The 14,241-nt window shown below is 31.3% G+C and carries 14 protein-coding genes; 11 read left to right on the top strand and 3 right to left on the bottom strand.

Annotated elements, in window-relative coordinates:
- Positions 1–32 precede the first annotated feature (32 nt).
- From asnS to FBFL15_RS13765, 3 genes are all read left to right on the top strand, one after another.
- Complete coding sequence (asnS, locus tag FBFL15_RS13755) at positions 33–1,466, top strand: asparagine--tRNA ligase (RefSeq protein WP_014085155.1); 1,434 nt, start codon at positions 33–35, stop codon at positions 1,464–1,466.
- A gap of 76 nt (positions 1,467–1,542) precedes the next feature.
- A complete protein-coding gene (gene rpoN / locus FBFL15_RS13760; RefSeq protein ID WP_014085156.1) occupies positions 1,543–3,009 on the top strand; it encodes an RNA polymerase factor sigma-54 in 1,467 nt (488 codons plus the stop codon).
- A 40-nt stretch (positions 3,010–3,049) separates the two neighbouring features.
- On the top strand, positions 3,050–3,802 hold the full coding sequence (locus FBFL15_RS13765) for a LytR/AlgR family response regulator transcription factor (protein ID WP_014085157.1): 753 nt from the start codon (positions 3,050–3,052) through the stop codon (positions 3,800–3,802).
- On the opposite strand, the gene FBFL15_RS13770 is transcribed toward FBFL15_RS13765, so the two are convergent.
- On the bottom strand, positions 3,803–5,173 hold the full coding sequence (locus FBFL15_RS13770) for a saccharopine dehydrogenase family protein (protein ID WP_014085158.1): 1,371 nt from the start codon (positions 5,171–5,173) through the stop codon (positions 3,803–3,805).
- Positions 5,174–5,323: 150 nt separating this feature from the next.
- On the opposite strand from FBFL15_RS13770, the gene fbp reads away from it, so the two are divergent.
- From fbp to FBFL15_RS13795, 5 genes are all read left to right on the top strand, one after another.
- Positions 5,324–6,325, top strand: a complete 1,002-nt coding sequence (fbp, locus tag FBFL15_RS13775; RefSeq protein WP_014085159.1) for a class 1 fructose-bisphosphatase — start codon at positions 5,324–5,326, stop codon at positions 6,323–6,325.
- 113 nt (positions 6,326–6,438) lie between these two features.
- Positions 6,439–6,801 carry a hypothetical protein gene (locus tag FBFL15_RS13780; RefSeq protein ID WP_014085160.1) on the top strand — a complete coding sequence of 121 codons (363 nt, stop codon included), beginning with the start codon at positions 6,439–6,441 and terminating at the stop codon, positions 6,799–6,801.
- Between the two features lie 9 nt (positions 6,802–6,810).
- Positions 6,811–7,620, top strand: a complete 810-nt coding sequence (locus FBFL15_RS13785) for a hypothetical protein (protein ID WP_014085161.1) — start codon at positions 6,811–6,813, stop codon at positions 7,618–7,620.
- Positions 7,613–8,104 (top strand): Rab family GTPase, encoded by a 492-nt coding sequence (locus FBFL15_RS13790; RefSeq protein WP_014085162.1) that lies wholly within the window; start codon positions 7,613–7,615, stop codon positions 8,102–8,104. The genes FBFL15_RS13785 and FBFL15_RS13790 overlap by 8 nt, the downstream gene beginning before the upstream one ends.
- Positions 8,101–9,636 (top strand): hybrid sensor histidine kinase/response regulator, encoded by a 1,536-nt coding sequence (locus FBFL15_RS13795; RefSeq protein ID WP_014085163.1) that lies wholly within the window; start codon positions 8,101–8,103, stop codon positions 9,634–9,636. The genes FBFL15_RS13790 and FBFL15_RS13795 overlap by 4 nt, the downstream gene beginning before the upstream one ends.
- A gap of 9 nt (positions 9,637–9,645) precedes the next feature.
- Here the strand turns inward: FBFL15_RS13795 and FBFL15_RS13800 are convergent, their stop codons facing one another.
- Entirely contained in the window at positions 9,646–10,077 is a 432-nt protein-coding gene (locus FBFL15_RS13800) for a TerB family tellurite resistance protein (protein ID WP_014085164.1), read from the bottom strand.
- A 127-nt stretch (positions 10,078–10,204) separates the two neighbouring features.
- Between FBFL15_RS13800 and FBFL15_RS13805 the strand changes: the two genes are divergently transcribed.
- From FBFL15_RS13805 to FBFL15_RS13815, 3 genes are all read left to right on the top strand, one after another.
- On the top strand, positions 10,205–10,798 hold the full coding sequence (locus FBFL15_RS13805) for a HupE/UreJ family protein (RefSeq protein ID WP_014085165.1): 594 nt from the start codon (positions 10,205–10,207) through the stop codon (positions 10,796–10,798).
- A 59-nt stretch (positions 10,799–10,857) separates the two neighbouring features.
- Complete coding sequence (locus FBFL15_RS13810; RefSeq protein WP_014085166.1) at positions 10,858–11,292, top strand: deoxycytidylate deaminase; 435 nt, start codon at positions 10,858–10,860, stop codon at positions 11,290–11,292.
- A 98-nt stretch (positions 11,293–11,390) separates the two neighbouring features.
- Positions 11,391–12,977, top strand: coding sequence for a S41 family peptidase (locus FBFL15_RS13815; RefSeq protein ID WP_014085167.1), 1,587 nt, complete (start codon positions 11,391–11,393; stop codon positions 12,975–12,977).
- Positions 12,978–13,489: 512 nt separating this feature from the next.
- Here FBFL15_RS13815 and FBFL15_RS13820 read toward each other — a convergent pair.
- Positions 13,490–14,230: a hypothetical protein gene (locus FBFL15_RS13820; protein WP_014085168.1), complete on the bottom strand. Its 741-nt coding sequence runs from the start codon at positions 14,228–14,230 to the stop codon at positions 13,490–13,492.
- Between the last annotated feature and the right edge of the window lie 11 nt (positions 14,231–14,241).

Consider the following 14,241-nt stretch of genomic DNA (forward strand, 5'->3'; position numbering starts at 1 on the left):
ATATAAGCAATAATCAAATAAATTAATAAATAATGAAACGTACAAAAGTAAAGGAATTATTGAATAGTACTAGCACCTTAAAAGAAGTTTTGGTAAACGGATGGGTTAGAACTTTTAGAAACAATCAATTTATTGCTTTAAATGATGGTTCTACTATACATAATATACAATGTGTTGTTGATTTTGAAAACACATCTGATACAATTTTAAAAAGAATTACAACTGGAGCTGCAATTTCGATAACGGGTGCTTTGGTTGAAAGCCAGGGCGCTGGTCAAAAATATGAAATACAAGTTGCCCAATTGTCGATTTTGGGTGATTCTGATCCTGAAAAATTCCCGATGCAACCTAAAAAGCATTCATTAGAATTTTTAAGAGAAAATGCCCATCTTCGTGTTCGAACGAATGTTTTTGGTGCCATCATGCGTGTGAGATCGGTATTGTCTTTTGCTGTTCATCAGTACTTTCAACAAAAAGGTTTTGTTTATGTAACTACTCCTATTATAACAGGTTCTGATGCTGAAGGAGCAGGTGAAATGTTTAGAGTATCTGCCCTACCTTTTGATAATACTCCTAGAAATGAATTTGGAAAAGTTAATTATAAGGAAGATTTTTTTGGTAGAGAAACCAATTTGACTGTTTCTGGACAATTGGAAGGCGAAACGTATGCCATGGCCTTAGGACAAATTTATACATTTGGCCCTACATTTAGAGCTGAAAATTCTAACACTTCCAGACATTTGGCCGAATTTTGGATGATTGAACCCGAGGTAGCTTTTAATGACTTGGACGACAACATGGATTTGGCTGAAGATTTTATTAAATATGTTGTAAACTATGCTTTAGATCATTGTTTGGATGACTTAAAATTTTTAGAATCACGATTGATGGATGAAGAAAAATCAAAACCTCAATCGGAAAGAAGCGACATGAATTTGATAGATAAATTGCACTTTGTGAGCAACAATCAGTTCAAAAGGGTTTCTTATACAGAAGCTATCGCTATTTTGAAAAACTGTAAACCAAATAAAAATAAAAAATTCCATTACATTATAGACGAATGGGGAGCCGATTTACAAAGTGAGCATGAAAGGTATTTGGTAGAAAAGCACTTTAAATGTCCAGTAATATTATTTGATTATCCAGCAAATATCAAAGCTTTTTATATGCGTTTGAACGAAGATGGTAAAACCGTTAGAGCTATGGACATATTGTTTCCTGGCATTGGTGAAATTGTTGGTGGCTCTCAAAGAGAAGAACGTTTTGATGTTTTGGTCGAAAAGATGAAAGCCTTAGGTATTGATGAAGAAGAATTATGGTGGTACTTAGATACCCGCCGATTTGGAACCGCAGTACATTCTGGTTTTGGGCTTGGTTTTGAAAGGCTAGTGTTATTTGTTACAGGTATGACAAATATTAGAGATGTTATTCCGTTTCCAAGAACACCACAAAATGCAGAATTTTAATCAATAACATGTTAATAATAATGGTTTTAAGGTAATATTATATTTTGCGTTAAAACCATTTTTTTCAAATCAAGAGATGCTAAAACAGAGTTTACAATTCAAATTATCCCAAAAATTATCTCCGCAACAAATTCAGTTGATGAAATTGGTTCAATTGCCAACACAAGCATTTGAACAACGATTGCTTGAAGAAATGAACGAGAATCCTGCTTTGGAAATGGGTTTAGATGCTGAAGAGCTTTTTGAAAAAGACGAATTTGATAATGAAAATGAGGATTTTGATTATGAGGATAATGAAAATATTGATACGGATGACATTAATATAGATGAATATTTGTCTAATGATGAAATACCTGATTACAAGACTCAAAGTAATAACTATAGCGAGGACGAAGAAGAAAAATCAAATCCATTAGCTTCTACCATTAGTTTTCATCAAGATTTGATTAATCAGTTGAATACCTTTATATTGAGTGATGACGAACGTCAAATTGCAGAATTTTTAGTTGGTAGTATAGACGATATGGGTTACATTCGTAGGAGTATTGCAGATATAGTAGATGACATGGCTTTTACTCAAGCGATATATACCGACGAAAAAACGGTATCTAAAATTATGCAAATCATCCATCAATTAGAGCCTACTGGTGTTGGGGCAAGAGATTTGCAAGAATGTTTGTTGCTTCAACTAAAACACAAAACGCCTACTGAATATGTATCGATAGCTATTGAAATTATAGAAAATCATTTTGATGTTTTTACAAAAAAACATTATGAAAAATTGGTAGCTAAATTTGAAATTTCTAATGAGCAATTGAAAAAAGCCATCTATGAAATAGAAAAATTAAACCCAAAACCTGGAAGTTCCTTTACAGGCAATACAAAAATAACAGAACAAGTTGTTCCGGATTTTATTATTCGTATTCAAGATGAAGCATTAGAACTATCGCTAAATAGTCGCAATGCTCCTAGTCTTCATGTTTCAAAGGATTATCAGGACATGCTTCAAACCTATAAAAGCAGTCAAGACAAATCAGTTGCACAAAAAGATGCGGTTCAATTTATCAAACAAAAATTAGACTCAGCAAAATGGTTTATTGATGCCATAAAACAAAGACAAGAAACTTTGTTTGTTACTATGAATGCCATTATGCACTTTCAGCATGATTATTTTTTAGAGGGCGACGAAGCAAAACTAAAGCCTATGATTTTGAAAGATATAGCCGATATGATAGGTTTAGACATTTCTACGATTTCGAGAGTTGCAAATAGTAAGTATGTAGATACTCCTTATGGGACAAAATTATTGAAAGAATTTTTTTCTGAAGCTATGAAAAATGATCAGGGTGAAGATGTATCGACAATTGAAATTAAAAGAATACTCAAAAATATTATTGCAGACGAAGACAAACACAAACCACTAACCGATGATCAATTAGTAGATATATTAAAAGAGAAAGGCTACCCAATTGCTAGGAGAACAATAGCTAAATATAGAGATGTTTTAGAAATACCCGTGGCCAGAATGCGAAAAAAAATGTAATTAAACATTAAAGCAATTTTTTTAAAATAACCCTTATGGTATGAACAGTTTAAAAGCAATATTAGTTGATGATGATTTTAAAAGCAATGAGCATTTAAAAATTTTATTATCCAATTTTTTTCCAAAAATTGAGTTAGTTGCTGAAACTTTGACTATTTTGGAGGCTAAAAAAGAAATTATTGAACGCAAACCCAATATTTTATTTTTTGGATTAATAAATGAGGAAAATGCCATTGAAGATATTAAAAAAGCCATTGATTTTAACGATATACATTTGATAGTTTTTTCTTATGAAAAAAAACACGCTTATGATTTTTACCTCCATGATGCCGCAGATTTTATACTTAAACCTTTATTAATTGAACAATTGATAAGATCAATTAATAAAGTAGAAAAAAGCATTACAAGAGCATTTATGAATGATGCCAACCTATATTCAAATTCGATTAATTATTCAAAACCTATTGAATTTATTGCAATTTCTACTTTAGATAAAATAGAATTTTTTAAGCTTGATAAAATCATTTTTTGTGAGGCCGAAGGCAAATATACTCGGTTTTATTTTGAGGATGGACAAAAAATATTGTCAAGTAAAAATATAGGTGAATACGAAAAAAATTTAGATAAAAATATTTTTTTTCGCACACATAATACATTTATTGTCAATATAAACAAGGTAAAATATATCAATAAAAAAGAAGGGTATTGCTGCGAAATGATTAATAATATTACTATTCCAATTGCCAAACGGAGGATTGATGAATTTAATAAATTTATCCGAATAAAGGAATAACTATACCATCAAACGATCTGGATTATATCCAATATAAGGCATCTCGGTTTCGTTAAATTGGATTCCAAAATTTTCAAGTTCTGTCAATAGGGGTTCATATATTTCTTTTTGTAAAGGCATTTGCACTCCTACTGTTTTGATTTTACCATTTAAAATTAATAAAGCAGCCATTGCAACTGGCAAGCCTACAGTTTTCGCCATTGCAGTATAAGTTTGATCATCGCCAATGCAAACCATTTTGGAGTCAATTTGTTTTTGTTGACCATCAATTTCATATCCAAATTTATGATACATTACAATCATATCTTTGTCTTCTTCTTTCAATGTCCAACTATCCGATAGTATTTTCTCTAATATTTGAGCAGGTGTAGCATGATGTAGATTTATCAATTTATTGGGGTTAAACAAATCCAATTCTAATAATTTGTCCCACATAATGTCGTCTTGCTCAATACCAAGCACCAAGCGTGTTTTGATTTCGACAGAATCTGAAGGATGATAAGGAAGGAATAAATTGACAAATTCACGGTAACTCATGCCATAAGAGTTTTCTACTTGATATGAATCGTCTGTCATTCCTAGTTGTACAAACATATTCCATGCTTTAGAAAAACCAACTCTTCGAATCGTACCTCTATATAATGTAAGAATCCCGTCTAACCCATAAGCACTTCGGTATTTTAGCGAATCTCTGTTGGCATACCCTTCAAATCTGCCATATCCTTCGACTTCCAAAAATTCTGTTCGTCTAAACAATTTATGATAAGGAATGTATTTGTCTTTTCCTTCTTGTATAAATTTGGCGGCACCTCCTTGACCGGCCAAAACAACATTTCGTGGTGCCCATGTAAACTTGTAATTCCATAAATTGTTGTCCGAATCTGGTGCTACTAATCCACCACAAAAGGATTCAAACAAAATCATTTTGCCCCCTTTTTCACGTATTTGATCAATCACTTTCATGGCGCTTATGTGGTCTATACCTGGATCTAAACCTATTTCGTTCATAAAAATCAATCCGTATGCTTTGGCTTGGTCGTCGAGCATTTGCATCTCGGCACTAATATAAGATGCCGTTACTAAATTTTTTTTAAACAAAATACAATCTTTGGCAATTTCGATGTGTAAATGAGCTGGTAACATTGATATTACAAGTGTAGCAGCCGCAATATGTTGTCTTCTTTGGGATTCGTTTCGAATATCTAAAGCAATAGGTGTTGCATTAGGATGGTTATTCGTTTTTTTTTGAGCCAACTCTAAAGATAAATCAGCTATTACAAGATGTAAATGTTCTGATTCTGATTTATTAAGTAAATACTGTATTAAAGTTGAAGCTGATTTTCCGGCACCAATGATAAGAAGATGTCTCATAATGTTTTAAATATAACACAAATATATAAAATTGTTATAATTTTTGCAAATAAATTTAAAAAAAAATAAATTAAAAAATAATAACCCCATTGTATTGAAAAATATAATTAAAAAAACGATATTTGCCAAACTAACTATAACGATTTCGTAATGGAAGAACGCAACAAAACATTAGGAGAATATATTATTGAAAATCAAAAAGATTTTCAATATTCTACAGGGGAATTATCTCGTATTATCAACTCCATTCGATTAGCTGCAAAAGTAGTTAATTACAAAGTGAATAAAGCTGGTTTAGTGGATATTGTTGGGGCAGTTGGCGAACAAAATATACAAGGAGAAGACCAACAAAAACTAGATGTATATGCTAACGAAGTTTTCATTCAAACACTCATCAATAGAGAAATAGTGTGCGGCATTGCCTCTGAAGAAAATGATGATTTTATAACGGTTTCAGGAGCAGATAATGGGCATAATAATAAGTATGTTGTATTAATGGATCCATTAGACGGATCGAGTAATATAGATGTAAATGTATCTGTAGGTACCATTTTTTCAGTTTATAGACGCATAACACCCGTTGGAACACCCGTAACATTAGAAGATTTTTTACAAAAAGGGGTTTATCAAGTGGCTGCAGGTTATGTGATTTATGGGACCTCTACGATGCTCGTTTATACCACAGGACATGGCGTAAACGGATTTACACTAAATCCAGCCATTGGAACATTTTATCTATCGCATCCCAATATGAAATTTTCTGAAGATGGTAAAATTTACTCCATAAACGAAGGGAATTACGTTCATTTTCCAAAAGGAGTTAAAGATTATATTAAATACTGTCAAACAGAAGAAGGTGATAGACCCTACACCTCAAGATACATTGGAAGTTTGGTTTCAGACATTCATCGAAATATGATCAAAGGGGGGATATATATCTACCCAACAAGCTCAAAATCGCCCAATGGTAAATTACGATTGTTGTATGAATGTAATCCTATGGCTTTTATCGTGGAGCAAGCTGGCGGAAAAGCATCTAATGGCTATCAAAGAATCATGGAAATTCAACCAGATAGCTTACATCAAAGAGCCCCATTTTTTTGTGGAAGTTATAATATGGTAAAAAAAGCCGAAGAATTTATGTCTATTTAGTCAATTTAAGTTTATAAATAAATCCATTTTTTTAAATTGAAAAAAAAAGTTTGAAATATTAATAAAATAGTCTAAATTTGTTTGTAAAAAAAACCCAAACGACAAACAGTAACATGACTAAGAATACCGAAAAAGAAAAATTGGCACAACCAGACCATTCTTTGGAGTCTGCTCAAAGATTAGAGGCCATAAAAAATTTGATATTTGGTGAAAATATTCAACAAATAGATGAAGATTTTTCAAGTATCAAACAATTGATAGAACAACGCAAAGAAGCATTAGAAGATTATATAGAAGCCACCCGAAAAGAACTTCTACAAACAATAGACAACCTATCGACTGATTTGAATATTCGAATAACCGATTTAGAACAAAATTTGTCTGATCAAGTTGCCAATTTAAACCATAAAAAAGTAGATAGAGCTACTCTTGGTCAATTGTTAGTCAATTTAGGTGAAAAAATAATGAAAGACTAATCGTTCGTTATGAATGATGCAGAAAAATTAGAAAAGCTTAAAATCCTCCTACTACAAGAGGACAGGGACTTTGCAAACCAAATTTTTGAAAAATTAAGTTACCTAGAATCTGAAATAAGCGAGGAGGCCCTTTTGTCAAAAAGAGTCGATCCTATAATTGACAAAAAATTAGCCACTTATACAGTAGATATACCCGAAAAGCTTGGGCCTTCCATTACAGAAGCATTGTCCGAACAAATCAAAAATTCACAAGACCAAGTGGTTGAAGCATTGTTTCCCATAATTGGTAAAATGATTAAGAAATACATTCAACAAGAAATTAAAATTTTGTCGGATAATATTAACAATCAGGTGCAAAGGAATTTTTCTGTAAAAGCATTAAAAAGAAAGATAAAATCATTTTTTACTGGCATAAGTGAACAAGAAATTGTATTAAGTGAACAAAATCATCCAAAAATTCAACAATTGTTTATAATTGAAAAAGGATCTGGAATTATATTAGCAAGTCATTCAAAAACAGAAACGATAGACCAAGACATGATTGCTGGCATGCTTACGGCTATTAAAAGTTTTGTAGAAGATGCCTTTCAGGCTGGAAACCAAAATTTGGAAACCATTGAATATGAATTATATACCATTCAAATTCAAAATTTTTCAAACTATTATATTGCAGTCGTGGTATCGGGTAGTTTTAATAATAATTTTAAAAGCACCTTGGAAGATAAGCTGATGACATTTGCAAATTTGCATATAAAAAACAATACCGATAACAAAACCTATATCAACCAACAATTAGTAACCTTTTTTGATCATGAGTAAAACCAAAAAAATAGTACTTACCGGTCATTTTGGTGTAGGTAAATCCTCACTTATAAGACGATTTGTTCAAAATGAATTTTCAGATGATTATCATGTAACCATTGGTGTACATATCCTTAAAAAAACAGTGGCATTAAACAACGACGAAATAACGCTTGTAATTTGGGATATTGAAGGCAAAGACAGTGTCGAAAAAATTAGAAGTTCATACTTAATTGGTACCTCTGGATTCATACATGTAATAGACCCCACACGAGGTCAGACCTTTTCAGAATTGCAAAACGAAATTAAATATTTAAACAAAAGTTTTCCAAAAACACCCATAATTACAGTTTGTAATAAATCAGATTTGATTGCCATAGACGAATTTGAAGCTTTATTAAAAACCAAAAATTTAATAATCGATTATTTTACGAGTGCCAAATTGGGTGAAAACGTTGAAAAAATATTTCAAGAAATTGCCTCTAAAATTACAGCAAAATGATAGACGAAATAAAAAATCAATACTTGTCAAAAATTACACAAGTAATACTTTTAGATAAAAGCGGCCATATTTTAGAGTCTGATGATATTTTATTCAAAGCTTCCAAAACAACATGTATTACAGAATTGCATCCTTTTTTTGAAATAATAATTCAGTCCATCAAAGAAAATTACGACAATATTATTTTTAATTGCATCCATTTAGAAATTGATCAAACAAAAGGGAGCTATGATATCATTTTAAATAATAGTCAAAACAATGCCAATCCATTCATAATTATTGTAGATTTTACAGAGCATTATGAATCATTTCAAAGTATTGCTCAAGAAAAAAACGAGTCTGTTTTAAGTTTTCATTATGAAAAAATAAAAAACGACCAACTTTTAGCCGAAAAAAAATTTAAAGACAAATTTATAGCCAATATTAGCCATGATTTGCGAACACCAGTTGCTGCAATTTTAGGCTTTTTGGAATTATTTGAAAAAGTCAATATCAATACAAGTCAGCGCGACATTATCCAAACGATCAATAAAACTAGTCTTCATTTGAAAGGATTAGTCGATGATTTATTAGACATTTCTAAAATAGAGTCGGGCGAATTTATACTAAAAAACAAGCCGCTAGACCTAAAAGATATGTTTAATCAATTAGAAAAAATATACCTCTTGAAGGCTGCTGCAAAAAATATTGATTTGACTTTTGATATTGAAGAAAAAATCCCAAAAAATATAATTGCCGACAGGGTAAAGTTATTTCAAATATTTACAAACTTACTTGACAATGCTATAAAATTTACAGACGAAGGAAGTGTGAAATTGATGGTAAAAGAGAATTTTAGAAGTTCTGATAATTTAAGTTTAAATGTACAGGTTTTGGATACAGGCATTGGTATTCCTATTAGAAATAGAAATAAAATATTTGAAAGTTTTACTAAATTACATTCAAAAAACATTGATGGTTTAGGAATAGGACTATCTATTGTATATAAAATTGTACAATTGATGAATGGCAGTATCAAAATCCAATCCATTAGAAAAAAAGGTACTATTATTGAGGCAAATATCCAATTGAAAATAGATGTTCAAGTATATTCCAGAGTAAAACCTAAAGAATTAAAAGAATATACCAACGCTGATTTTAAACGTAAATACAATATTTTGATTGCCGATAATAGCGAAATAAATCAGTTATTGATTATGAAAATATTAGTTAATCATGGCGGGTTTTATTTTGATATAGCCGAAAATGGATTGCAAGCAGTTGATTTGTTTGAAAAAAACGACTATGATTGTATTTTGATGGATGTAGATATGCCTTTTTTAGACGGCATTGAAGCGTCAAAAATGATAAAAAATCATGAAGACATCAAAAAATCGAAAACACCTATCATTGCACTGTCTGCAAATCCAAACGATACTGAAAAATTAATTTGTAAGTCGATTGGCATTAAAAACTATTTAACAAGACCTCATACCAAAGACGAATTGTTTGAAAGTTTGTATAAAGCATTAAAAATAAAAGCCCTAAAATAGGGCTTTTTATTATTTATTCATGTGCTCCATTTCGTACATAAATGTTTCGGCATCTACATTTTGATCTACCAAAGACAAGGCTTTGTCAATAATATAATTTACATTGCCAGGTGTAAAACCTAAAGCTAACCCAAATTTTCTTAATAAAACATCTTGATTATCGTTCAATTCATGGTCTTTATGAACCATTCGAGCCAAATCGTACAAACGTTCTAAACGTTGGGCATGTAAATAAGGTGGATTGATTGGAAATTTTAAAGGGTTTTCAAGGATTTCTGCATACTCTGCTTCTGAAATTTCTAATTTTGTTGCCAATCTGTCTAAAAAAGATTGTTCTTCTGCAGAAACTACTCCGTCTGCAAGTGCCACGCGAACAATGGCTGCAAAATGACCTTTATTTCTTTGTTTGAATTCGCTATCGAATAAATCTGAAAATGACATAATATTTGTTGTTTATTAGGCAAAGATAATCCTATTTCGTTTTTAAATAAAAAGAAATGAGCAAAGATTTTTGAAAATAATACAAAATATATTGTATTTTTGAAAACCTATTTAGATGTATCAAAATATGACAGAATTTTACGTATATTTTCAAATTGGTTTACAGCATGTTCTCAATATAAATGCTTATGACCATGTCTTGTTTTTAATGGCACTTACAGTACCTTATACATTTGAGGCTTGGAAAAAAATAGTTTGGTTGGTTTCAGTTTTCACAATAGGACACACACTGGCTTTAGTGTTGTCTGTTTTTGGCATTTTGAATGTTACGGCTCGTTGGATTGAATTATTAATACCAATAACCATTTGGCTTACCGCTTTTTCAAATATTGTCAATTTGGGCAAATCTACCAAAAACAGTAGCAACCACTATCTAACAATGGTTACACTGTTTTTTGGCATTGTGCACGGACTCGGTTTTTCTAATTATTTCAAAAGTATATTAGGGGGTACTACCGTGTCCAAAATAGCCCCTTTATCGAGTTTTGCACTTGGCATAGAGGCTTCGCAAATGTTGGTCGTTTTTATGGTATTGTTAGTTGGTTATTGCGTGCAAACGCTAACAAAATTGTCAAAACGAGATTGGATTTTAACCCTATCGGCATGTATAGTTGGAATTACGTTGCCATTAATTTTGCAAAATGAATTTTGGAAAAATTAACATCAATTGTAAGTGATTAATTTTTATTTTTAACAATACAGCGTCAAGAAAATAGCATTATGAACAATAAAAAACAAATAAAATACGACAAAGCCTATTTGCGAATAGCTAATGAATGGAGTAAATTGTCCTATTGCAAACGAAAAAAAGTGGGTGCTATAATTGTAAAAGACCGTATGATTATTTCAGATGGCTACAATGGTACTCCGTCTGGGTTTGAAAATTGTTGCGAGGACGAAACTGGTTTAACCAACTGGTATGTGCTTCATGCAGAGGCCAATGCTATTTTGAAAGTAGCCGGTTCTACACAATCCTGCCAAGGAGCAACTTTATACATCACCCTTTCGCCGTGCAAAGAATGCAGTAAACTTATCCATCAATCTGGAATAAAAAGAGTCGTTTTTCAAACGGGTTATAGAGACACTTCGGGTATAGATTTTCTTGAAAAAGCGGGTGTTTTAGTAGAACAAATGGACAATTTATCCGAAATCTAAATTTGATTATTTAATTTAAAGACGTCAAAACATTGATAGATACTACTTTTTTATTAAATTTGTTATAATAATATAAAAATCGAAATTTTTTTTAAAAAATGAAAATTAGCCCAAAATACAATCCCATTATAGCCGTACTACTGATTGTAGTGGGTATTTTTATAGGTAGTTTTTTCAATTTTCCAATACAATATCAATATTTTTCAAAAAATCATCATAAAAACAAATTAAACAAGTTAATCCATTTTATCAATAGCGAATATGTAGATGATGTAAACACCGATTCTATAATAGACGAAACCGTAGATAATATATTAGCCAAATTAGACCCACATTCTGTATATATTCCTGCAAAAGAACATTCGATTGAAGCTCAAAACATGAAAGGTGATTTTGTGGGTATTGGAATTAATTTTTATTTATTAAAAGACACTATAGCCGTTATAAAACCTATAGAAAACGGTCCGGCAGCAAAGGCAGGCATACAATCTGGAGACCGAATATTGTATGCAAACAACCAAAAAATATTTGGAAAAAAAATCAATAGCGAAAAAATTTATCATTTATTTAAAGGTCAGACTGATACAGATGTAAAATTGATAGTTTATAGAAAAAATGCTAAAAAAAATCTGGTTTTTAATGTAAAAAGAAACACAATTGCTATCAAAAGTGTTGAAAAAGGATTGCTATTGACCTCTAAAACGGGCTACATCAAAATCAATCGTTTTGCCGAAAAAACCTATAAGGAATTTAAACACGAGTTAGAAGATTTAAAGCAACGTGGCATACAAACTTTAGTAATCGATCTTAGAAACAATGGAGGAGGCTACATGGAAATGGCAACTCAAATTGCGGATGAATTATTGAAAGACCAACAATTGATTGTATTTACAAAAAATAAAAACAACGACATTCAAAAAACATTTGCCACAAGCAAGGGCATATTTGAAACTGGCAATTTATTTGTATTGATCAACGAAAATAGTGCTTCGGCAAGCGAAATTTTAGCAGGAGCCATTCAGGATAACGACAGAGGCACCATAATTGGTCGTAGGTCATTTGGCAAGGGATTGGTACAACGAGAGATGGGTTTTGACGATGGATCGGCCGTTCGGCTCACCATCGCAAGATATTATACTCCTACAGGCCGCTCTATTCAAAAACCTTACAATAAAGGCAAAAAAGAATATTATAAAGATTTTGAAAAACGATTTGAAAGCGGCGAATTGTATGAAAAAGACAATATACATGTAAATGATACCTTGAAATTTAAAACACCAAAAGGTAAAATCGTATATGGCGGTGGCGGTATTGTACCCGATATTTTTGTGCCGCTAGATGGCGAAAAAGGCGACGAAAGTTTGGAATATTTGATGCAATCTGGAATAATTGGACAATTTGTTTTTGAAGAATTGGATAAAAATAGACACGAATTTCAGGGCTTAAAATTTAATGATTTTTTAGAAAAGATCAAAAAAAATGACACCTATATCATTAGATTTCAGCATTTTATAACCCAAAGCGGTACTTCTTTCAATGTACTAAAACGTAAAAACTGGGTGGCAAAATATTTGTATGCAGAATTTGCTCGGCAATTATTCAACGATACCGACGGATTTAAAATATTACTTACAAATGATTTGATGATTCAAAAAATAGTAATTCCAAATAAATTTTCAAAATAAATCAACTTGTAATCATCCTTCTGTTTTTATAGATTTAATCCAAATTTTGTGTTGAAAATTTATTATAATATAAAACTACATTCATGTTTAAATAGGTATGTAAATACATGTAATTTGATGTATTTTTGGTACTCATCAATATGTAAATTTTTATTATTAAAATTATAAATACAGAAATATAAAGCTTACATAATGTAGTACAAAGCAGCAACCCCAAGCGAGAGCGAAATAGCAAAACAAGTGGTTTTTTAGACAAAAAAGTAACCTTGCTTGACTACGCAACTGTTTTATTTTTAACTCATTTTAGCATAAAAGCACCTATACATTGGTCTATTTTATAGACATATTGATTATAAAACCCAAATAAGTCCTAGCGTTCTTGAAAAAAAACAAGTCTAAAGACATAAGCATCTTTGAAATAGTTATACAATTAGCTTTGCTTTATCATATTTTGCTATACAAAAATCGAATTCGACTACTTTATCTTGGCATTTAGGTTTATCAATTTTAATCTATTGTTTTTCAGGTATTGGCACTGCTTCTACACCGCCTTGCATCATCATGTTTTCAAAATCTTTAAATGGATCTACATATATTGTTGTAAAATAGTAGTTGTTTTTTATTTTTTTGGAATCAAATGCCACTTGTTTGAAACTATTTTGATGGTTTGAAATGATGCTAAAATACAATGTTGTTTGCGGATTGTCTAAAATAACCTGTGAAGAAAAACCACCTGTTTTAGGATTAACTGCTACTTCATGTGCTGCACCGCTTACATATATTTTTAACGTTGGAAATTTTTTAGAGTCTAACGGTTTTTTTGTTTTGGAATTGAACAAATGTCCTTTTATGGTAAATTGTATGGGCTTTTGTATCACTCTAGGTACCATTTTTCCAACAACAATAGGCTTGTGTACTTCGGTTTGGGTGTGGTTTGGCACATGTTCTTGTGCTAGACTTTGATTGGAAATCAATACAGAGGTTGCTAAAACGGCGGCATATTTTAGAGGTTGCTGTTTGGGGATTTGTATTGGGCTAATTTTGCGGTCGAGTTGCGAATTTTTGAGTTTGGCACAAATAGATTTTCCTTTATTTTCTGTAAGAAATTGAGTTATCTCGCTATCTGTTTTCTGACTCAAATCGACTACATTTTTGGAACATAATTCACAAAAAATACCATTTGAAGTACTTTGCATGTTGCTTAAATCTGCTTCGCAAGGGTTCACCATCCTGATTTGAAATGAATTTTTCATATAAGTAAAAT

Origin of the sequence: Flavobacterium branchiophilum FL-15 (assembly GCF_000253275.1) — a bacterium.
GTDB classification, from domain to species: Bacteria; Bacteroidota; Bacteroidia; order Flavobacteriales; family Flavobacteriaceae; genus Flavobacterium; species Flavobacterium branchiophilum.